This window comes from Mesobacillus boroniphilus JCM 21738, from assembly GCF_000517385.1.
GTDB classification, from domain to species: Bacteria; Bacillota; Bacilli; order Bacillales; family Cytobacillaceae; genus Mesobacillus; species Mesobacillus boroniphilus.
Window position 1 is genome coordinate 16,638 of record NZ_BAUW01000036.1, and the last position, 21,701, is coordinate 38,338.

Here is a 21,701-nt window from a genome sequence, read left to right on the forward strand (position 1 = left end):
AGAAGGTAAATCGTAACCATTACGAATTAATATTTTTGAATATGATAATAAAACTAATAACAAATTAAACTCTATTTTATAAATCGTAATGAATCCGTTTTGACTAACAGGAGGAACATATGAAAAAAACTGCATTTATTTTATCTATATTTATGGTGATTACTGCTTTTCTCAGCGGCTGCGGGCAAGATGGTGCTGATCAAAAAAAGAATGATGATGTGATGCAAGTATACACCACTGTATATCCACTCCAATTTTTCGCACAGCAAATTGGCGGTGAATTTGTAAACGTTGATACAATCTATCCACCGGGGGCGGATGAGCATACATTCGAGCCCTCCCAAAAAGATATGATGGCACTGGCAGACGCTGACTTATTTTTCTATATCGGCCTAGGCCTTGAAGGGTTCGTTGATAAAGCCAGCAAGACACTAAAAAATGAAGATGTAAAAATGGTACCGGTTGGTGAGTCATTGAATCTGGATGAGGCTGGGGAGCATCAAGAAGAAGCGCACAACAAGGGGGGTTCCGCTGATGAAGGGCATGAAGAAGATGAGCATGCAGATGAAGATGGGCATGAAGATAAGGCTGGACATGAAGATGAGAATGAGAATGCAGATGAGGCTGGACATGAAGAAGAAGAGCACGCTGATGAAGATGAGCATGCTCACGGAGATTTCGATCCTCACGTCTGGCTTGATCCGATTTACGCAAGCAATCTAGCACTTGCAATCAAAGAACAATTAGCAGAGCAGATGCCTGAGCATAAAGATACTTTCGAACAAAATTATACCGAGCTAGCTGCGCAATTGAAGGATCTCGACAAGGAGTTTTCTGAGGTTATCGGCTCGGCCAAGCGCAAGGAAATCCTTGTATCACACTCTGCCTTTAGTTATTGGGAAGAGCGTTACGGAATCCAGCAAATCAGCATTTCTGGGCAATCAACTACAAACGAGCCCTCTCAAAAAGAGCTTCAAAAGTTGATTACGCATGCCAAAGATGAAAAAATCAAATATGTTTTGAACGAACAAAATTTCAATTCCAAGCTGGCAAAAATGGTCCAGGAAGAAATTGGCGCAAAATCGCTGAAACTCCACAATCTTTCTGTATTGACCGACGAAGATATTAAAAATAATGAAACTTATTTTACATTAATGGAAAAGAATATCGCTACCCTTGGAAAAGCGTTAAATGAATAATCTAGTAGCCTCCCTCTGACGGGAGGCTTTTTTTGTCCCTGAAAAATCACATATTTTCCATAAAAATGAAAACAATATTGAAAGTCATATTACGGAAAGGAAGTTAAATGATGGATGATATTTTAATTGCCCGTTCACTGTTTGGCACTACAATGGGTTTCCATATTATCAATGCAACAATTGGGGTTGGACTGCCTTTGATGATTCTGGCGGCAGAACTTCTCTACCAGAAAACAAATGACGTCGATTATGCCGTCATGGCCAAAAGATGGACAAAAGCATTTGCAGTGACTCTTGGGGTCGGCATCCCAACTGGTACGATTGCTGGTGTCCAGCTCTCCCTCCTATGGCCAGGATTCATGGAGGTCGTCGGCAGAGTAATGGCGCTTCCATTCCAAATTGAGATTTATGCTTTTTTTATCGAGGCTTTATTCATGTCTATCTATGTTTACGCAGCTGATAGGATCTCACCTTGGATGAGAATCGCCAGTCTTACCCTTGTGGCTCTCGGTGCTCTTGCTTCAGCCGTGCTGATTACGAACGTTCACGCTTTCCAAGGTACACCAAGAGGGTTCCGTGTGGAAAACGGTGAATTAGTGGATATTGACCCCTGGGCTGCCTTTTGGAACCCAAGTTTTGTCATAACAGGTGGGCATGTTGTCGTCACTGCCTATATGACTGGCGCGTTTATAATCGCCACGGTTGCTGCCTATAAGATGCTAAGAAGTGACTTCGGCTCAAGAGTTTATATGTTCCACCAGAAAGCATTAATGGCCAGTTTGATCATTGGCGGGATATTTTCCATCCTGACCGCAGTGAATGGCCATTCTGCCGCTCAATACCTGCATGAATACCAGCCTGAAAAACTGGCAGGTGCTGAAGGCCTTTTTGAGACACAGAAATATGCGCCACTGGCTATAGGCGGGTTCACCGACAGGGAAACAGAATCGGTCAAATGGGGGATTGAAATTCCCTGGGCGTTGAGTTTTCTTGCGGGAAATTCTTTTGATACCGAAGTAAAAGGACTTAATGATTTCCCTGAAGAACATTGGCCGCCGCTGTTTATCCATACACTATTCAATGCAATGGTCGGTGTCGGGATGCTGTTGATCACCCTTTCTATGATTGCCTTTGTCTGGAACAAAATTTTAAAGAAAGACAAATTCCCGAAATTCCTGATGTGGCTTTTTGTAGCTACTGGGCCGCTTGCAATGCTCGGAATTGAATTTGGCTGGGTTTTTGCCTGTACAGGCAGGCAGCCTTGGGTGATTTACCATGTTCTATCGACAGAAGATGCTGCGACAACCGCCTCTAACCTGGGTATTTTATTTATGCTGTTTGCCGGAGTTTACGTTTTACTGGGTGCTATGGAAATCATCGTGCTTCGTTACTTCTTCCGTAAAAATACGGTTTTAGATGATTTAAACAGGGCACAGCAAAAAGAAATCCCTTTGTATGGCTCCAATTCATGAAAGGATGATCCATTTTGACTGATGCGCTAACTGCCATTACCGTTCTCTGGGGCTTCGTCTTTATCTACGCTGTCATGGCAACGATGGACTTCGGAGCTGGGTTCTGGTCGATGGTCTATATCAATAAAACAAAAACGAAAGCAACGAATATTGCCAACCGCTATCTGTCACCGACATGGGAGGTTACGAATACTTTTATTGTTGCGCTTGTTGTCGCTGTTTACAGCATGTTCCCCAGAGCGGCTTACACTTTGGGGACTGTATTGCTGATTCCTGGCAGTATGATTTTGCTGCTATTGTCATTGCGAAGTGCTTTCCTTGTTTTTTCGAATATTGCGGAGGATTATCGGAAGGTGCTGACTTATATTTCGGGAATCAGCGGAATTCTGATTCCAGGGTTGCTGATCAGCGTCCTGCCAATCACCCATGGCGGTTTCGTAGAATTTACGGATGGAGCACAGAACCTGGATTTGGGCAAATTGTTTACAAGTCCAAATGTCTACGCTTTTATTGGTTTTGCAGTCGCCAGTACACTTTTCCTGTCTTCCCTGCTGCTAGCCGATTACTCTAAAGCCTCCGATGAGCTTCATGCTTATCACGTATACAGGCGTGATGCATTGATCATGGGGCCGATTTCGCTAATCATGGCTTTTGCGATCATGCTGACATTAAGAAATGAGGCGGCATGGATTTACGATAAAATGATGGATGACCTCTCCATTCTGATTCTTTCGGTTATATTATTTCTGATCGGAGGTCTGGCACTTATCCTTCCATCGATAAATAATAAATCACTTAGAGGAATTCCAAGGCTTGCAGTCATTTTGATCACATTTCAATACCTGGCAGCAAGCTATGTTTACGGGAAGGCTCATCTGCCTTACATCGTATATCCAGAAGTAACAATCCAATCCGCTTTTACAGACCCAAACTCATTCCGGGCTGTTTTCACGACATACATTGTCGGATTTTTAATCCTTTTTCCCGGTTTTATTTATTTCTGGAGTCTGTTCATGCAGGATAAAAGATACTTGCGTCAGAAAAAAACGAAAGAACAAACTTAAGGCTTCCTGAATTTAGCGGGAATTGCTCCTGCCATTTCGCTGCATCCTAAGGTTGTATCAACCAAAAAAGGAGTGTTACACCGATGGCAAAAGATGTGTTATGTGAAGTGAATAACTGCCAGTACTGGCAAGATGGCAATCTTTGCAGTGCCGATAAAATATATGTTGTCAGCCATGTCGGCGAGACAGCGATAACAGCCGTGAAACAGACTGCAAAACGTTTGAAGCTTTAAGTTAATGACTAAGACCGGGTTAGCCCGGTCTTTTATATTTACCGTATGATAAACCAATACACAGATATGATCCCCATGTCACTCAATACATGCGCGATTATTGCTGCTGTGATGGAACCGGTTTTCTCTCTGATATAGCCCCATAATATGCCCGCAATTAAGACAGGGACAGTTGCAATGATGCCGAATATCCCTTCGAAAATGGGAATCACCGAGAGGAAATGGTGCAACGTATAAAAAACTGCCGTCATCAAAATCGCATACTTAGCTGTGCCTTCCATTCTCAGCTTTTCAAAGATATACCCTCTCCAATAGACCTCTTCCAAAATTGGATTGGCCACCAGCAAAATCAGCACTAGCCAAATCTCACTTCGTGCAGAAAATCCCCACTCCCATAGTAATACCCGCAGCTGATCTATATCTAAAAGATAAATATGCAGCCAGTTCAACCCGCCAAAAATGAACAGAAAAAAGAGCAGCCCGCTTCCGAAACCCAAAATAACAGTCTTGCTTGTCAATTTGAACCTTTCCAGCGGAAATCCATGGCCAAGCAACGGCACTGTAAGAAGCCAGCTATAGAAGAGCAAAAACGTTGCGATTACGCTTTCTAGCACTTGAAGACCTATGAAAATCATAAGCGTTGGCCCGACTAGCAGAAAAATTTTCTTCATACCCACCTACCCCAGACCAGCTTCCTTCTTCATGTTACTTTCTAATTTAAATCTTTCATTGAGGGGCTGTAAAAAGCGGTCGAGAATCGCATTGAATTCAGGATATGACCTCGGCGGCAGCTGATGGGTGCCACTCTTTATATACACCACTTGGGTTTGGGGAGTTTTTTTTTGAAAAGGAATGCGGTAATGGTGCATTGGTTTTTCAAGCGAACCGTATACAAGCAGAATCGGCAATTCCAGCCTGCCAAGAGAATCAGTGGAATCATATTGAAGTCCAGCTTTGCAATACTCGTAGCATCGCTGGGCATCAGAACGTTTGGCGTATTCAAATATCTTTTTTTCATCTCCTGGATCACCTTTATGAAACTTTGCCTGCCATTTTGCAGCCAGGGACACTTGACCGAATTTGACCATTAGCATCACTAACTTAATAATAAATTTCGGGATAAGGGTATCAATTTTTGAAAACCCTCCAGACAAGATTAAGGCTTCAGATCGTTCAGGGTACTTCATTGCAAACTCCTGGGCAACCAACCCACCATATGAATAGCCGCATAGCACCACTTTTTCAATACCTAGTTCGTCTAGCATCTTTTTCAGATCTTCTGCAAGTCCCCTAATGGTTACAGGCTTGTTTCCTTTCGAGCTCCGGCCATGCCCTGCAAGGTCGAAAAAGATTGTCTTGTATCGATCAGCGAGTTCCTCCTGATGCAAAAATACATTATGTCCCATCACAAAAGGATGAATAAAAACAACAGGCAATCCGTCACCTTTTATATGATAATAAAGTGAGAGAGAGTCATCGATTTTGGCATATGGCATAAAAAGCATCACCTCTTTATGCTGCATTTACCCGAAACGATTATAAGTAAATAGAATTTTATTTAAGTTCAAAAATTTTCCGAAGAATAAATACCCCCTCTTAACTTTATTGGTTAAGGACGGGGGTTGGTTACCATGTGATTGTTGCCATCTTATTTCCCAAAAAACTCACACTTTTAGCCTAAGAAAGTACAGCCCAGCTTGCTTCTTATTGCTGTATGGCTGTGACGACTAATCGCTCTTCGTGATTTTTTGTGAGCGGATTGAACCATCCTGTGCATGTGATTAATTGTAAACGTTTTTGAGAAGTGAAGCCGTAAATCTCTTCGATTGGTCCGTCATCATAAGGATAGGATTCAATCTTTACGATTTTATAGCGCAAGGTCTTTTCACTGTCTGACAAAACTACTTCATCATCAAGAGCGACATCCTCCAGATCAAAAAACACACCTTTTCCAAGATAGTTATCGACATGCCCAGCTAAGACGACATTCCCATTTTCCCCTGGCATTGCGCCTTAGTGTACCAACCAATTTCCTTCACATCTTCCGGGACTTCCATTGCTCCATCCTCTTGGAGTCCAACTGGAATGATTTTTGCATCAAGTTCGATCGATGCAATGGTTATGTTTAAAGGGACCATGCCTTTTTCTTGGTTGACCTTTTTTGGCGGAGGGCTTCGAAGTTGAAGCTGGTGAATGAACAACTGGTTCTGCCTTAGCTTCTTCAATGTCCACAATCGGCTCTGAGTACATGGGTTGACAGCCTGCAAGAATGACAACTAGTAAAAGATTAATGAAAAGCATTTTTTCTTTTATAGAAATAGAAACCGGCTGCACCGATCAGCAATACAAATGGCAGCATGCTCATCATCAGACCTGTTACTCCGCCCTTACCTGTGTCAGGCATTTCTTTAGGCATCACAGTTGTCGATGGATCCGCAAGGACAATTGCATCAAGTGCAGGCTCCCCGCTGGCAAGACCAACAGCAAGCACAGTGTAAATCATATCTGCTTTAAGCTCAGTTTCTGGTAAAGACAGCACCGCATCCTGCGTACCAGCTGCCCTAACTTCTAAATCCAATGTTGCCGAATCAACTTCCAAGTAGTCCGTTACACCCTTGAAAGGCGCGTTTGGAAAAAGAACATCTCCATCAGTCACTGCTACATCAACAGCTGGCGCATCAGGGGAAAAATGGCCGACTCGAACTTTAGCCTTGCCCTTTTCTGTCATCATGTCATCATTCATGACGGCAACTTCAAGTGCTTCTAATTTGTTGATCGCCAGAACAGTGTATGCCTTATCTGCCTCAACCGATAAATTAGTTGTCAATACCGGCTTGCCATCAGCTACAGTACCAGCAGCAAAAATGCTTACTTCATGATCGCCCGATGCTACCATCAGGTAATCTGTTACAGCCTTAAATTCTGCATTTTCGACTACTACATTCCCATCAACTGTGATATCGACAGCTGGCGCATCAGGGGACGCATGAACAATACGTACCTTCGCCTCGCCATGATTATCAGCTAGCACAGACCCTCCAAACATGGCAAAAATCATGGTGAAAATCAGCAAAAACGAAAACTTCTTCATCTCCATCTCTCCTTTGTTTAAATAATGTATAACTTATAAGCTGATTATGTATAGATTCAGATTAATAAGTTATACAACACTTATACAAAGTTTGTATAACATTTGTCAATTGATAACCCTTTCGAATGTGCTGAAATGATAAATGAATGATAAAGACACCCTTCAATGATGAAGAGTGCCTTTTGTATTATGCCTCTAGGCTAGCCATTGGTCCGAAAAATTCGAAGTGAATTCTTTCTTCTTTGACCCCAAGATCCTTTAACGCTGAGTTGATTGCTTTCATGAATGTTACCGGGCCGCAGAAATAGAAGTCTGATTGTTCAAGATTCACATTTTCTTTTAGCCATTCCTTTGTTACATATCCTTCAACATCATAGCTGTTATTCTGGCGGTCTTCTTCAGTTGGCTGATCGTAGAATACCACTGAATTCACCTTTGCTTTTGCAGCTGTGGCTGCGACTTCATCTTTTAGTGCATGGACTTTGCCGTTTTGGGCTGCATGGATGAAGGTAACTTCTTTCTCCGGCTGCAGGTCTGCAACTGTGTTAAGCATGCTGACCATCGGAGTCAGTCCGACACCGCCGCTAATCAATACAACCGGTGTGTCCTTTTCTGTATCTAAGAAGAAATCACCTGCAGGAGCGCTAATTTGGAGGACTTCCCCTTCTTCCACACTGCTGTGCAGGTAGTTGGATACCTTGCCATCAGGAGTCCCCATGCCAGCTTCCTTTTTAACGCTGATACGGTAATAATCTTTTCCAGGAGCATCTGATAAGCTGTACTGGCGGATATGCGTGAATTCTTCGCCTTCGATTTCAAGCTTGATGCTGATATACTGCCCTGGCTTGAATGAAGCAATTACCTTTCTATCCACAGGCTTTAGGTAAAAAGAAGTGATGACTTCACTTTCCTCCACCTTTTTCTCCACTATAAATGGACGGAATCCATCCCAGCCGCCTCTTTGGTTAGCAGCAGCATCATACATTTCCGCTTCAACAGAGATGAACGCATCCGCAATGACACCATATGCCTCTGCCCAAGCATTGTTGATTTCGTCTGTAGCCGCATCTCCAAGCACTTCTTTGATCGCAATCAGGAGGTGCTTTCCGACGATTGGGTAGTGCTCAGGAAGGATGCCAAGACTGCGGTGCTTATGGGCGATTTGGTTTACAACCGGAAGGATTGCTTCCAGATTATCGATATATTTAGCAGCTGCATAGACAGTTCCAGCTAACGCTCTTTGCTGTCGGCCCTGCTTTTGGTTCGCGTGGTTAAAAATATTCAAAAGCTCTGGATGATTTTCAAACATTGTTTTATAAAATACTGTCGTGATTTGCTCACCGTGAACTTCAAGAACCGGCACTGTGGATTTGATGATCTCAATCGTTTTTTGGTCTAGCATAATATACACTCCCCTATGTTTGTATCCTCTTGTTGAGGTTTGTTTACCTCATTCCCATAGTGATTATAATAGATAAAATAAGCAGACTAAGTGATGCAAATCACACTATCGTAAAATAGTGCTTTCGAATTACAGTTTTGCAGGAAATTTGCTTCCTGCCAAAAGAATTCTTTATTAAAAATGCACCTTATTAGGAAATCTTACTATTTAGACCGACTGCAAGCTTACAAAAAAGGTTCGAGAATAATTTTTATAGCGAATTTTTCATTTTTATAGCGAATTGGAAATTAACGCTGATTTTTTCCAGTTAAAAATAAACAAAAGCACTGCCTAAGCAGTGCTTCTCCACCTAAAATTTAAATCGTTCTTCAAAAACAGTAACTTCCTTCAACCGCTTCCTGTTCAGTTCAAAGCCAATACCCGGCCTGTCTGGCACATTAATCATTCTGTTTTCCACTACTATTTCTGGTTTGATGATATCTTGCTCCCAATAACGGTCTGAACCGGAGATATCACCTGGTATCGTAAAGCCTGGGAGTGATGCGAGAGCGATATTGTGTGCTCTGGAAATCCCAAATTCAATCATCCCGCCAGCCCAGACTGGAATCCCGTTGGAATGGCAATAATCGTGGATCCGTTTCGCTTCGCCAAGTCCGCCGACCCGGCCGATTTTAATATTGATGACCTTGCAGCTGCCGAGCTCGATTGCTTTCCTTGCGTCATCAAAAGTTACGATGCTTTCATCAAGGCATATAGGTGTCTCTATTTGGGATTGCAGTTTGGCATGGTCAACGATGTCATCATATCCCAGCGGCTGCTCGATCATCAGCAGGCCGAATTCATCGAGTGCTTCTAACCGTCCTACATCCTCCAAAGAGTATGCCGAGTTGGCATCAGCCATCAACGGAAGGTCAGGGAACTGCTTTCGAATTTCTGAGATATATTGAAAATCATCTTCCGGACTGATTTTTACCTTCACCCGCTTAAATCCTTGTTCCAGATAACCTTCTATTTGTTTTAGCGCTTCTGGTAGATTGGGATTCCCTACAACCACACCTGCATGGATAGCTTCCATGGTTCCGCCAATCAGGGTCGATAATGGGAGACCTTCTATCTTTGCCTGTAAATCCCATAATGCCGTTTCAAGAGCTGCCTTTGCCATATGGTTCCTTCGAACTGAACTGAATAAAAGAAAGGCTTCATCAGGATGACTTATCCCATTTTTTCTTAAAATAGGAATAAGAAAATCTTTCAGGACATGGTATGAAGTCTGGACGGTCTCCTCCGTATACCATGGAGATGAAAAGGCCACACCTTCACCATATCCAATAAAACCATTACGGTCCTCAACCTCGACGATAATCGCTTCCCTTTCTGTCACTGAGCCTAGATGGGTGGTGAACGGGTGTTTCAATTGCATTTTAACGATTGATAGTTTAACACCTTTAATGTCCAATGCCATCCCCCTCCGCTTCAAGCCACTCGCGCAGTTTGCGTCTTAATAATTTTTTCGCGGCATTCCTTGGCAGGCTCTCTACAAAGTAGAATTTTTTCGGAAGCTTGTATTTTGCAAGTTTCTCTTCACAAAGAGCCAGCAATTCTTTTTCAGAAACTCCTGGATCGCTTTTCACGATAAAAGCCACAGGCACTTGTTGCCACTTTTCATCTGGCGCCCCAATCACTCCCGCGTCGGAAACCCCTGGATGTGAAAGCAGTACGCCTTCAATTTCGGCAGGATAGATATTTTCCCCTCCTGAAATGATTAAATCTGAACGGCGATCAAGGACATAAAGGAAGCCATCGCTGTCCAAATAGCCGATATCACCAGTGTGAAGCCATTTATCCCGGATTTTATCAGCAGTTACATCTGGACGATTCAAATAACCAATCGTCACATTTGGACCTTTGACCAGGATCTCCCCATCGGCTCCCTGTGGAACATCCTGCCCATCTGAATCGACAATCCGAATCTGGTTAGGGAATAACGCTTTTCCTGCGGAACCGACCCGTTCAATACTGTACTCCGGTGACAGAGTTGCAAATTGTGACGATGTTTCCGTCATTCCATATGTCTGGAACACAGGAATTTCTTTATCAATGCAGGATTCAAGCAAAGGCAGCGGCGCAGGTCCACCGCCCAGCAGCATGCAGTGGAAGGAATTCGGCAATCTTCCGGTACCAAGTTCATCAAGGAGCCGGCGCAGCATCGTGCTGACAACTGACATGATGGATATTTTGTATCGCTGAATATCCTCAATTACCTTTTTTTCTTCAAAAGAAGAATGCAAAACAACTGGCATCCCATATATCTGGCTTCTCATTAAAATTGAGTATCCGCTGATATGGAAGATAGGCACAGTGCAAAGCCATTTATCTTGTTCATGCAATCCAAGATTGAGCGCAGATGCATTCGCGCTCCACCAATGGTTGCCATAAGTTTGCATGACACCCTTCGGATTTCCGGTCGTGCCTGATGTATACATGATCGTCGTTACATCGTCCAAATTATATTCTTCGAGAATAGAAACAGTCTTTTCCTGCAACTGACTCCATTCATCAGTACCGATTTTTCTTATGCCAGAGTTAATCTCTGACACTTTGTCTTCAAAGCGAGTCTCATATACAAGTACTTTCGCTTCACTGTCACCAAGCTGCCATGACAGCTCTTCGGGTGTAAGGCGATTGTTCAAAATAACTGCCTGATTCCAGCCATTTGCAAGGCGTATAAAATAAACGCAGATTCAGCCTGATTTGAAAACAACACCGCCGCTGTTTCACCTTTATGCAGACCAAGTGCACCCAGCTTTGCTGCAGAGGATTTTGCCTTTTTAAAAACTTGTTTAAACGTATATGTATTCCCTTCGAAAATCAGTGCTTCGCGGTCAGGAGACAGATCTGCCCGCTTTTTCAGCCAGTTTGGCATGGTTTCAGTCATGGATGTCACCTCTTCTCTACATAGTAAAACAGCTTGATGGAAGTCCATCAAGCTGTGTGAAAACTATAAAATCAAGGGAAACGCGGGAACTGTCCGAAGTCTGGCTTGCGCTTTTCTTTGAACGCGTCGCGGCCTTCTTTCGCTTCTTCTGTTGTGTAGTAAAGCAATGTTGCATCTCCAGCCATTTGCTGAAGTCCAGCAAGTCCATCAGTGTCTGCATTCATGGCAGCTTTCAAGAAACGAAGTGCTGTTGGGCTCTTCTCAAGAATTTCCTCACACCACTTGAGAGTTTCCTCTTCAACCTGATCAAGAGGTACAACTGTGTTGACAAGACCCATGTCCAAAGCTTCCTGGGCATTGTATTGACGGCATAAGAACCAGATTTCGCGAGCCTTTTTGTGGCCGACGATTCTAGCAAGGTAGCCTGAACCATATCCAGCATCAAAGCTTCCGACTTTCGGTCCAGTCTGGCCGAAAATAGCATTATCTGCTGCAATTGTAAGGTCACATACAACATGAAGTACATGTCCCCCACCGATTGCGTACCCTTTAACCTGAGCGATTACAGGCTTAGGAATCACACGGATCAAACGCTGAAGGTCAAGGACATTCAAGCGAGGAATTTGGTCTTCACCAACGTATCCGCCATGTCCGCGGACTCTCTGGTCTCCACCGGAGCAGAATGCATCATCTCCAGCACCAGTCAGGACGATTACTCCAACACTGGCATCATCACGTGCATAAGCAAATGCGTCGATCAATTCCATTACCGTTTTAGGACGGAATGCATTGCGCACTTCCGGGCGGTTAATGGTGATTCTGGCAATGCCATTATATGTTTCATACAGAATATCTTCATACTTGCGTTCTGAAACCCATTCAACTGTCATCAAGAAAACCTCCTATTATGTATTCGACAAAAACTCACTTACTATTGTACCAAATTTTTCACGTTCTTCCACATGAATTGCATGGCCGCAATCAATTATCGACAAATGTGTCGCATTTGGAAGCTTTGAAGCCATGTCAGCGGCTATTTTACAGAACTTTTCATCGAGTTCACCTGTAATCAAAAGAGTCTCGAAATCGAAAGTCTTTAGCTTGTCCCACCATGAAGGCTGGGCACCTGTCCCCATTCCCCTAAGACTGTTTGCCAGTCCCACAAGGTTATTCCTCAGCCTTTGACTCCTTATTTGTTCCCTTATTTCTTTCGGAAGATTCAACTGTGATTGAAAAAGCAGGATTGACTCCCAAAAATCGATGAATCTTTCAAGTCCTTCTGTTTCAATCTTCATAGCCAGCTTGTTGTCCTGCTCGACACGAGCTTCCCGTTCTGCAGGATTCTCAAGACCTGGCGTTGTGCTCTCAAGGACCAGCTTCCTGATTCTTTCGGGATACATACTCCCAAATGTGATGGCTGTTCGGCCACCCATTGAATACCCGAGCATATCGGTTTTCTCAATTCCCAGCTGGTCTAAAAGCACTTTCAAATCATGTGCAGCTTTCTTGATGTCATATCGCGCCATATCGCCTGGCGATTCAGTCTCCCCGTGGCCAATAAGGTCGACCATTAGTAGCTTTGAATGATTCCCCCACATAGGACAAAACGCTTCCAATTAGAAGCCGCGCCTGTAAAACCATGGAGCAACACAAGGGGAAAACCATTGCCGCACTGCTCGACATGATATCGTACGCCGTTAATCATGGTTTTCATTTCATGTCACCTTTTAGCATAGTAGTTATTTCCCGGGAAACAGAATTCCACAAATCTCGATGTTCCTTCAGGTTGGAATCCCTTGTTGTCCTGATTTCCATCACTTTTAAGCCGCCAACCTCTTGGTTTTTGGCAAAAGTCTCTGAAAATTGCTCCCAATCTTGTATCAAATCATATTTCCCGTTGTACATTTCGACAACATGGTGGAAGTCCAGGTCCAAAGGTGTACCGAAAAGCTTTTCAAAATGCTTCGGTTCTTTTGCCTGAGGAAGGAATGAGAAGATTCCGCCGCCATTATTGTTGATCAGCAAAATATTGATATCGATATTATATAGTTTTGAAGCCAATAAACCATTCAGATCATGATAGAATGTCAGATCGCCCAATACAAGATAGCATGGCTGCGATACACTGGCTACACCAATTGCGGTAGAAACGATACCGTCTATACCGTTCGCACCTCTGTTTGCCATTACCTTGATATTCTTTTTATTTAATAGGAAGAACGAATCTAGGTCCCTGATTGGCATGCTGTTTCCGACAAACAATGTCGAGCCTTCCGGAAGCATTTCAGTGAGCTGCTGGAATAGCTTCCCTTCACTTAACTCCTCAACTTGAGAAATAGCTGCTAACTGTTCTTTGGTAAGTTCATTGACGGTGAGCCATTTTTGCAGATAGTCAGACTTGCCTGCTGCTCCTGCAGCCTCGCCGATTTTTTACAGAACAGAGCTTCATCGCAATATAGCATTTCGGACGCTGACATCGTGGGTTCACGCCAGCCGGCGCCGCTGTCGACAACGAATTGGCGGGCTGTCCGGTTTTCTTTTATAAAAATAGTCAGGGCTTTTGAGATTGGCATTGCTCCAAACCTGATGATCACATCAGGCTTCAAGGCTGCCTTCGCTTCTTCATTCCTTAAAAAAGCATCATAGGCATCAATGATGTGTTGTCCATCATGCTCTCCGCTTCGCAATTGTGACAGTGGATCAGCGATGATCGGAAATTTTAATTTGTCAGCAAGGGCAATGACTTCATCTGTAAATTCGCTGTTGTCGAGTTGTCCGCAGACAATAACTCCCTTTGTATATGAAGCGATATCCTCACTGATTGAAGCAAACGTTTGATCTGATAAACTAAGACGTCCTGTCTCGATTTCCACATAACCGCCAACGCGCTCAGGAAGTTCGAACATGTTTTCATCCATTATCGGAATCAACGGTTCCCTGAATGGGAAGTTCAAATGGACCGGTCCCTGTGGATAGCTTGATGCGGTAGCCGCTGCCCTTCCACAAACTGTCCGAGCATAGCGGATCATTTCCTCGGTTTTTTCCGGCGGTGCCATTTCGACAAACCATTTTACATTTTTGCCGTATAGATGGATTTGGTCAATCGCCTGCGGTGCACCGACATCACGCAATTCATGCGGACGGTCTGCTGTCAGGACAATCAATGGAATCCTTGAAATACTGGCTTCAATCACTGCTGGATAATAATTCGCAGCAGCTGTTCCCGATGTACAAAGCAATGCGACAGGCTTTCGAGTGGCCTTCGCAATTCCCAGGGCGAAGAATGAAGCAGATCGTTCATCGACCTGGATATGGATGCGCAGGTCTGGGTGTTCAGCCATTACCAGTGCCATTGGTGTTGACCGAGAACCAGGACTGATGACCACATCCTTCACTCCAGTTTTGGATAACTCTGCAACGAATGCAGCGATATATGCTGTTAAATCTTCCTGGTGGCTCATGTGATCTTTCCTCCAAGTGCTGCAAGCATCGGCCTGAACTTGATGCTAGTCTCTTTATATTCGCTTTCGGCATTTGAATCTGCCACAATCCCGCAGCCAGCAAATAGCGAAGCCTCGTTTCCCTGGATCAATCCCGAACGGATCGCTACGGCAAATTCACCATTTCCCTGATAATCCATCCAGCCAACAGGTGCTGCATAAAGGCCTCTATCAAGTTGTTCAATTTCCCTGATCTTCACAATCGCTGCCTGCTTCGGCAATCCGCCCAGTGCAGGAGTCGGGTGAAGTCTGTTTACTAAATGAAGAAGTGATGTACCTTCCCGGTTCTTGCCGATTACAGGTGTATACAAATGCTGAATATATTTCATTTTCATCAATACAGGCTGTTCAGGAAGAAGCACCTCATCACAGGTTTCTTCCATCGCTCCCTTAATCATATCCACAACATATTGATGCTCAATCAAGTTTTTCTCGTCTGTTAAAAGTTCTTCGCCGAGATTCTCATCTTCTTCAGGAGTGCTGCCCCTGGCAATCGAACCCGCCAGGCAGGCTGAAAACAGGCTTGCTCCATCCTTCTTGACCAACCGTTCAGGAGAAGCTCCGATAAAACAGTCCCCATTGGATTCGAAGGCAAATGTAAAGCTTGCTTGCTGATTCTCAAGTAGATCCGCCAGAACACTTTCTGACTGGACTTCATCTGTAAAATGCAGACGAAGCTCTCTCGCAAGTACGACTTTCTTAAGTTCGCTATTTTCAAAACCGTCTACAACATCAGTGACTGTTTTCTTCCATGCCTCAGGATCAATTTCGATAATATCCTTAAGATCAAGCCTGGCTAGTACTGGTTTCTGTCCACCCTTGGAAAGAACCTCTTCCCTCTCCCTCGTGACTTTATCAAATAGTGACATATCATCATGCTGAGTGCAGACTACATTGGTTGTTAAGTATGCCTCTCCCTTGACAATAGTCAGCATATATTTCGGAATGTGGAAAAGAGCTTCTGAAAATTTGGACCATAAGCCTGTCTTTTTCTTCAATGGATCAAAGGTAAATCCGCCAAAGATAGATGGTCCTGTTCCATTTACATTGTGCTTATTAAAAACCAGCGCTGTATCCTTGAAGCGCTTCCACTCTTTTTCAACATGAAAAAAGCGGTCAGCTCCCTGATCCGACTGTATTTGTCCGCATATACCCAATCCAGTTAGGAAGTGATCCCCTTCAGGATCCTTCCAGAAAAAGCGTTCTCCAAAAAACTTTTCCCTGCCTGAGGCAAAAAAATAAAAAGGATCTATACAATCTAAATTATGGACCTCGCTGACCAAAACCGATTGAGATTGTCCTTTGGCCCGCTCAATCGCATCAAGAATTCCCTGTCTAAGTTCCGTTTCCTGAATGGCAACCAAAATTATCCCCCCAATAACAGCCTCTCATCTGTTATCACAACGTTTTTAAGCTTATTTTAAGATACACCTCATACACCACGATGTCAATAATGGCGGGCTTTCTAAACCTGTTAACACCCTTATTATATATTACACCCAAACAGCTGAGGCAATCTGGAAAATCCATCCTCATTATACGCGAAAATACTAATTGACAGTGTTTATGTGAATATCTACACTTATAATTGTAAGGTAATTTAGCCTAGATATGAAAGGTCTTTTTGACAATTTTGGTTCTTTTAGATAAAATATTAAGGTTTGATAGATTGATATATAAGGGAGAGAATTAGTTATGCAACCACAGCTACAGCCTAGTTCTTCACCAGCGGTCAATGGCGCAGACTGGAGAGTCTGGTGGCAGCTTACTCGGCCGCACACTTTGACTGCCGCATTTGCCCCTGTCCTTCTTGGGACTGCTTTAGCGATAGAATACAGCGGTGGAATCCATTGGGGAATGTTCCTCGCGATGTTAATAGCGAGCCTGTTGATTCAGGCAGCAACGAATATGTTCAATGAGTATTATGATTTTAAACGCGGGCTTGATAATGAAAATTCCGTTGGGATCGGCGGAGCGATCGTCCGCCACGGCATAAAGCCTAAAACGGTTTTGAACCTGGCGTTTGGCCTTTATGGAATCTCAGTCCTTCTTGGGATATATATTTGCATGAGTACCAGCTGGTGGGTCGCTGCTGTCGGTGTCGTTTCCCTGGCTGCTGGTTATCTTTATACAGGCGGTCCATTGCCGATTGCCTACACTCCTTTCGGGGAGCTTGTCGCAGGATTTTTCATGGGTGTATTGATCATCCTGATTTCCTTCTACATCCAGACTGGCACGGTAACTCCTACTAGTGTACTTGTTTCTTTTCCAAGCTTTTTGCTTGTCGGCGCGATTCTGCTTGCGAATAATATTCGTGACCTTGATGGCGACAAGGAATTTGGCCGCAAGACACTGGCGATCCTGCTTGGACGTAAAGGCGCCATCAGGCTGCTAGCAGGAATGTTCATTGTCTCTTATGCCTGGGTAATCGGCCTGATTATTGCAGGAGTCGTTTCACCTTGGCTGGCGATTGTTGCTCTCAGCATTCCGAAGGCTGTAAAAGCAACAAAGGGCTTCATAGGAAAATCAAATCCATTACAAATGATGCCTGCGATGGCAGCAACAGCAAAGACCAACACGATTTTCGGCTTGCTTTTATCAGTAGGCATTTTCATCAGTTTAATATAAGTATACTTGAGAAGCTTCTGCCTTTGGCGGAAGCTTTTTCTATGTTTCTTAAAATCACGAGCGGGTATTTAGTACGTATGACTACGAATCAAAACTAAGGATGTGTAATGATGCTGACAAATGACCAGCTTGCCCAATTGAAGCAAACGCTTATAGATGAAAAAGAAACACTAAATTCGCAAATAGATAGCAATAATGAGGATGGTTACCTTGATGGCAGCCAGCGTGAAGCGACAGGAGAACTGTCTTCCTACGATAACCATCCAGCTGACAGTGGCACAGAATTATTTGAGCGCAGCAAAACTCTCGCGATGGACGAGCATCATGAAGATCAGATTGAGAAAGTCGACAATGCTCTGAAGGCAATAGAGGATGGCTCTTACGGAAAATGTGCGGAGTGCGGGAAAGAGATTCCTTATGAGCGGCTTGAAGCAGTACCATATACTTTATATTGCGTCGAGCATTCAAGCGAACAAAATCTGTCCAATGACCGCCCAGTTGAAGAGGATGTACTGGAATATACTCACGACACCAACTTTGACCGCAGACAAAACGCAGAAATGGCCGACAACAGGAACAGCTTTGATGACGTAGCCGAGTTCGGTACCTCTGAAACACCTTCTGATTTTACCGGAGATCATGAAGACTACAACAAGCTCTACATTGATAATGAAAAAGAAAAAGGGTTCACGGAAGACTATGAATCCTTCAGTACAACTGATATCGAAGGTGATGACCGCCAAGTATTGCATAGTGATACTGAAGAGGAATACGAGGAAATGCTGGACGAAGCCGGCATCGAGTCCGAGCTTGGAGATATCCCTTATAAAGAGGGAGACAGTTATGTAGATGATACTAAAAAGAAGGATACGGAATAAGAAACAGCCTCAGTTCGATTAACCGAACTGAGGTTTTTTCATGTATCTGTTCTCAAGCAAAACCATAGGACACCTTTTCCACCTGCTCTACTGGATGAAGATTACCTTCCCACCCTACTTCTGGTTGTCCACAACAACCATGCTCATAATCGGCTTCCCTTCGTAGGATAATATCCCATGATTGTTGGAATTAAGTGTGACCATAATTTCATTCTCTCCTTTTTTCAAAGTGTCCAAATTATAGAAATGTCCGTACAGTCGATTGATTTTTTTGCCGTTCACATAAATATGGGCATGGCCCTCGTTAAAACTAGGATCAGCGCTCCCTACTTTTTGGGGCGCGAAGTTAAAATGAGTAGTATCAACACTTAATAGCCATGTGCCTGACATGTCCTGGTTGACACTTATATTCACAGAGGGAATTTTATTACCCTCTGGAATTTCAACATAGTCATGCTGCATATGGTTCGCCGAAGAAGAATTATGTTCATTATTACTCGTAAAATAAATAAAGAAAACAATGAACGGTATGAAAAAGACTAAAAAACTCCTCATCCTACTCAATTTCTACACCTCACCCTTATGCATTCTGTTCCAGCCGCTTGATCATAAACCCAATGACCACTAATAAAGCCCCAATCGCCAAAAATGCCAGATCGTACATTAAAGGGTTTTCTGCCAATGGTTTGACACGATGCACTTGCAGAATATGATGATCTACAATTCCTTCAACGAGATTAAACGCTCCGCCGCCGATGAATATTCCTCCAAGGAAGATTTTCCAGCTGGAGCCGAGCTGATTTTTTCGAGCATCCTGAAAGATTTTCACGCCGCCCCAGATAAGTTTTGCGGAGAACAGTGCCGTGAAAAGTCCATCTGTAAAAATCTCAAGTTGTATATTATCGCTAAGAATCATATGATGCCACTGTAAAAGCTGGTGGAAGACAATCCCGTCAATTGCACCCAATAAGCCCAACCCGAGAATGAAGCCGGCGATGAATAAATTCTTATTTTCTTTTTTCAACAAAAACACCCTCTTAGAAAAATACATACTATCACGATTAGTGCCCAAAAGTTTTCCATATTATACGGTGAATCAAAAAAAGATTGGAGAGATTAACCTCCAATCACTGTATTCAATATTTACTCAGCAGCTTCAGCATCTGCTTTTGTTTCGTGGACAGTTCCAAATGGATGCTCTGGTGGTGCGTAAATTACATATACCTTAAGCTTTGTATTGCCTATATTGGTTACATTATGCCACTTGCCTTCAGGTATCATGATCGCAAAGTCATCAGAGACTCTAGACTCAAAATCGAGGTTATCTTTACTGTCCCCCATCTGTACGAGTGCTTCTCCTTCTTCCACCCGGATGAATTGATCCCCGGTTTCATGGACTTCGAGACCAATGTCATCACCTACATCAATGCTCATGACAGTCACCTGAAGGTTTTTCCCCGTCCATATGGCAGTACGGAATGTTTCGTTTTGCAAGGTTGCTTCTTCAATATTGATGGTAAATGGCTCATTTCCAAAATCCGTTAATTGCATGTCGCCTTCTTGCCTTAAACAGCCAAACCGTGTTGCATGCTCGATCTCATCTGCGAATGCCCGAAAGAATACATTCCCTACCGGAAGATACTGAGTCAGCAAATAACTGTTTCTATATTCATGATAATCTTCTACTTCTGCTTCATATGCCTTTTGCAGGCCTTCCTGATAAGAGCGAAAATTCACTTGTTCAATCTGATACTGCGGCGTTGTCCCGTAAGTGTGACAAACAGATCGGTAAACTGCTTCAAGTGGACATACTTATCCTCCAAAGCCTGCTGTATCGCTTTCTTATGCCTTTGATTCGGTGCTGACTGCGCCAGGCGGCTGTAAAAATCAACTGCTGAAGCTTCCCCTTTTATCCCAGCAAGCAGTGCTTCAAGTACTTGCTGATGGCTGTTTTGGCTGGTTCTTGGGCTATATGATGAGGAATCAACATAATATGGATAGGAATAGGATGGAACGTTATACAATTTGCTTCATTCCCTTCACAGGTTTTATCAACTTATCCTATGCCCAGTACCCACGAAACGTACATTGTTCGATTTATGGACAAGCATATTCCCAGTAGAGATTACCAAACTAAGAGTACCTTATTAGAAATGGAGATAAACGATGAGTATCATTTTAGCCTTACTAGCTGCTCTATTTGCTTCCTTTACTGCTATTCTCGCTAAAATCGGAATCGAGGATGTCGATTCAAATCTGGCAACTGCCGTCAGGACGATCGTTGTTGTGATCATGGCCTACCTGATGGTTGTGATCACCGGGCAAACGGGGCACATAATGGAAGTGTCTGCGAAGTCATTTATCTTTCTAGTCCTTTCCGGATTGACAACCGGTCTTTCCTGGATTGCCTTTTTTAAAGCAATCCAGATTGGGGATGTATCCAAAGTAGTCCCGATCGATAAGGCCAGTGTCGTTCTGACGATTCTGTTATCCTTCGTGATTCTTAGGGAGCCTGCCACCATGACTGTTGTCGCTGGTGGCATCATTTTATCTCTTGGAACTTTTGTACTGATCGGAAAAGACAAAAAGAAGAAAAAGCAGAGGAAAAAGGTTTTCAACACCAAATCATATATTTTTCTCGCTATCATGTCAGCAATATTTGCAGCCCTGACCAATATTCTCGCGAAAATCGGAATTGTGGATGTTGATTCAAACGTGGCCACCTTCATCCGTACAATCGTGATCATTATTTTTGCGTGGGGAATTGTGTTTTTCCAGGGAACTGTGAAGGAGCTTAAGAAAATCTCGAGGAAATCTTACATATTCCTAATCCTATCAGGTGCCGCAACAGGCTTCTCTTGGTTATGTTATTTTGCAGCACTGGCAATCGGCAAAGTAAGCATCGTCAATCCGATTGATAAATTCAGCGTAGTGTTAACGATGATCTTAAGCTTCATCATTTTAAAAGAAAAACCAACAAAATCAACCGTTGCAGGTGCTGTACTAATCACGATTGGAACAGCTTTGTTGATCTTATAGAGAAGAGTGGCCGCGCCAGTATCCACACCTATTCCGGGCATTAAATAGCTATCTATTTACCTTTTGTGGTTCCACGGTCTCGGTTGTGCTTATAGAATCTTTCTATAGGACCTTTTCACATCTTCAGCCACTTTTTGGCTTATAGAATTTTTCTATAGGACCTTTTCGCTCCTTCTGCCGCTTTTTGGGCTTATAGAATCTTTCTATAGGACCTTTTCGCTCCTTTAGCCACTTTTGGGCTTATAGAGTCTTTCTATAGG

The 21,701-nt window shown here is 43.4% G+C and carries 19 protein-coding genes and 4 pseudogenes; 7 read left to right on the top strand and 16 right to left on the bottom strand.

Features of this window, described 5'->3' with window-relative positions:
- Nucleotides 1–119: 119 nt before the first annotated feature.
- From JCM21738_RS11545 to JCM21738_RS23300, 4 genes and pseudogenes are all read left to right on the top strand, one after another.
- A complete protein-coding gene (locus tag JCM21738_RS11545; RefSeq protein WP_023626876.1) occupies nt 120–1,199 on the top strand; it encodes a metal ABC transporter solute-binding protein, Zn/Mn family in 1,080 nt (359 codons plus the stop codon).
- Between the two features lie 110 nt (nt 1,200–1,309).
- Nucleotides 1,310–2,671, top strand: a complete 1,362-nt coding sequence (locus JCM21738_RS11550; protein ID WP_023626875.1) for a cytochrome ubiquinol oxidase subunit I — start codon at nt 1,310–1,312, stop codon at nt 2,669–2,671.
- A gap of 14 nt (nt 2,672–2,685) precedes the next feature.
- Complete coding sequence (locus tag JCM21738_RS11555; RefSeq protein WP_023626874.1) at nt 2,686–3,735, top strand: cytochrome d ubiquinol oxidase subunit II; 1,050 nt, start codon at nt 2,686–2,688, stop codon at nt 3,733–3,735.
- An 83-nt stretch (nt 3,736–3,818) separates the two neighbouring features.
- Nucleotides 3,819–3,973: pseudogene (locus tag JCM21738_RS23300) on the top strand (DUF1540 domain-containing protein).
- A 33-nt stretch (nt 3,974–4,006) separates the two neighbouring features.
- Here the strand turns inward: JCM21738_RS23300 and JCM21738_RS11560 are convergent.
- The 12 genes and pseudogenes from JCM21738_RS11560 to JCM21738_RS11610 form a co-directional block, all read right to left on the bottom strand.
- Entirely contained in the window at nt 4,007–4,639 is a 633-nt protein-coding gene (locus JCM21738_RS11560) for a CPBP family intramembrane glutamic endopeptidase (RefSeq protein ID WP_023626872.1), read from the bottom strand.
- Nucleotides 4,640–4,645: 6 nt separating this feature from the next.
- On the bottom strand, nt 4,646–5,464 hold the full coding sequence (locus tag JCM21738_RS11565) for an alpha/beta fold hydrolase (RefSeq protein ID WP_023626871.1): 819 nt from the start codon (nt 5,462–5,464) through the stop codon (nt 4,646–4,648).
- A 208-nt stretch (nt 5,465–5,672) separates the two neighbouring features.
- A complete protein-coding gene (locus tag JCM21738_RS22425) occupies nt 5,673–5,975 on the bottom strand; it encodes a class F sortase (RefSeq protein WP_052019657.1) in 303 nt (100 codons plus the stop codon).
- Nucleotides 5,945–6,193, bottom strand: a complete 249-nt coding sequence (locus tag JCM21738_RS22430) for a class F sortase (protein ID WP_148296099.1) — start codon at nt 6,191–6,193, stop codon at nt 5,945–5,947. Before JCM21738_RS22430 ends, JCM21738_RS22425 begins: the two co-directional genes overlap by 31 nt.
- A 62-nt stretch (nt 6,194–6,255) precedes the next feature.
- Nucleotides 6,256–7,059: a DUF4397 domain-containing protein gene (locus JCM21738_RS11575; RefSeq protein ID WP_023626869.1), complete on the bottom strand. Its 804-nt coding sequence runs from the start codon at nt 7,057–7,059 to the stop codon at nt 6,256–6,258.
- A 187-nt stretch (nt 7,060–7,246) separates the two neighbouring features.
- The gene (gene hmpA / locus JCM21738_RS11580; protein ID WP_023626868.1) at nt 7,247–8,461 is read right to left on the bottom strand and encodes an NO-inducible flavohemoprotein; all 1,215 of its coding nucleotides are present in this window, start codon (nt 8,459–8,461) and stop codon (nt 7,247–7,249) included.
- Nucleotides 8,462–8,810: 349 nt separating this feature from the next.
- Nucleotides 8,811–9,923, bottom strand: a complete 1,113-nt coding sequence (gene menC / locus JCM21738_RS11585; protein WP_148296100.1) for an o-succinylbenzoate synthase — start codon at nt 9,921–9,923, stop codon at nt 8,811–8,813.
- Nucleotides 9,907–11,396, bottom strand: a pseudogene (locus JCM21738_RS11590) (o-succinylbenzoate--CoA ligase). The gene menC and the pseudogene JCM21738_RS11590 overlap by 17 nt, the downstream one beginning before the upstream one ends.
- A gap of 71 nt (nt 11,397–11,467) precedes the next feature.
- Nucleotides 11,468–12,286, bottom strand: a complete 819-nt coding sequence (gene menB / locus JCM21738_RS11595) for a 1,4-dihydroxy-2-naphthoyl-CoA synthase (RefSeq protein ID WP_023626865.1) — start codon at nt 12,284–12,286, stop codon at nt 11,468–11,470.
- A gap of 15 nt (nt 12,287–12,301) precedes the next feature.
- Nucleotides 12,302–13,110, bottom strand: a pseudogene (menH, locus tag JCM21738_RS11600) (2-succinyl-6-hydroxy-2,4-cyclohexadiene-1-carboxylate synthase).
- Nucleotides 13,107–14,857, bottom strand: a pseudogene (gene menD / locus JCM21738_RS27715) (2-succinyl-5-enolpyruvyl-6-hydroxy-3-cyclohexene-1-carboxylic-acid synthase). Before menD ends, menH begins: the two co-directional pseudogenes overlap by 4 nt.
- The gene (locus tag JCM21738_RS11610; protein ID WP_023626862.1) at nt 14,854–16,260 is read right to left on the bottom strand and encodes an isochorismate synthase; all 1,407 of its coding nucleotides are present in this window, start codon (nt 16,258–16,260) and stop codon (nt 14,854–14,856) included. Before JCM21738_RS11610 ends, menD begins: the two are co-directional and overlap by 4 nt.
- 331 nt (nt 16,261–16,591) lie before the next feature.
- On the opposite strand from JCM21738_RS11610, the gene JCM21738_RS11615 reads away from it, so the two are divergent.
- Together JCM21738_RS11615 and JCM21738_RS11620 are read left to right on the top strand one after the other, a co-directional pair.
- Nucleotides 16,592–17,524, top strand: coding sequence for a 1,4-dihydroxy-2-naphthoate polyprenyltransferase (locus JCM21738_RS11615; protein ID WP_023626861.1), 933 nt, complete (start codon nt 16,592–16,594; stop codon nt 17,522–17,524).
- Nucleotides 17,525–17,634: 110 nt separating this feature from the next.
- Nucleotides 17,635–18,402, top strand: coding sequence for a TraR/DksA C4-type zinc finger protein (locus JCM21738_RS11620; RefSeq protein WP_023626860.1), 768 nt, complete (start codon nt 17,635–17,637; stop codon nt 18,400–18,402).
- Nucleotides 18,403–18,516: 114 nt separating this feature from the next.
- Here the strand turns inward: JCM21738_RS11620 and JCM21738_RS11625 are convergent, their stop codons facing one another.
- From JCM21738_RS11625 to JCM21738_RS25780, 4 genes are all read right to left on the bottom strand, one after another.
- Complete coding sequence (locus JCM21738_RS11625; RefSeq protein WP_023626859.1) at nt 18,517–18,966, bottom strand: hypothetical protein; 450 nt, start codon at nt 18,964–18,966, stop codon at nt 18,517–18,519.
- Nucleotides 18,967–18,982: 16 nt separating this feature from the next.
- Complete coding sequence (locus JCM21738_RS11630; RefSeq protein ID WP_031308310.1) at nt 18,983–19,426, bottom strand: DUF2243 domain-containing protein; 444 nt, start codon at nt 19,424–19,426, stop codon at nt 18,983–18,985.
- Nucleotides 19,427–19,545: 119 nt separating this feature from the next.
- Complete coding sequence (locus JCM21738_RS11635; protein ID WP_243462989.1) at nt 19,546–20,139, bottom strand: cupin domain-containing protein; 594 nt, start codon at nt 20,137–20,139, stop codon at nt 19,546–19,548.
- Nucleotides 20,136–20,426, bottom strand: a complete 291-nt coding sequence (locus JCM21738_RS25780; protein ID WP_243462990.1) for a ferritin-like domain-containing protein — start codon at nt 20,424–20,426, stop codon at nt 20,136–20,138. The genes JCM21738_RS11635 and JCM21738_RS25780 overlap by 4 nt, the downstream gene beginning before the upstream one ends.
- Before the next feature lie 142 nt (nt 20,427–20,568).
- Between JCM21738_RS25780 and JCM21738_RS11640 the strand changes: the two genes are divergently transcribed.
- The gene (locus JCM21738_RS11640) at nt 20,569–21,441 is read left to right on the top strand and encodes an EamA family transporter (protein ID WP_023626856.1); all 873 of its coding nucleotides are present in this window, start codon (nt 20,569–20,571) and stop codon (nt 21,439–21,441) included.
- Nucleotides 21,442–21,701 lie beyond the last annotated feature (260 nt).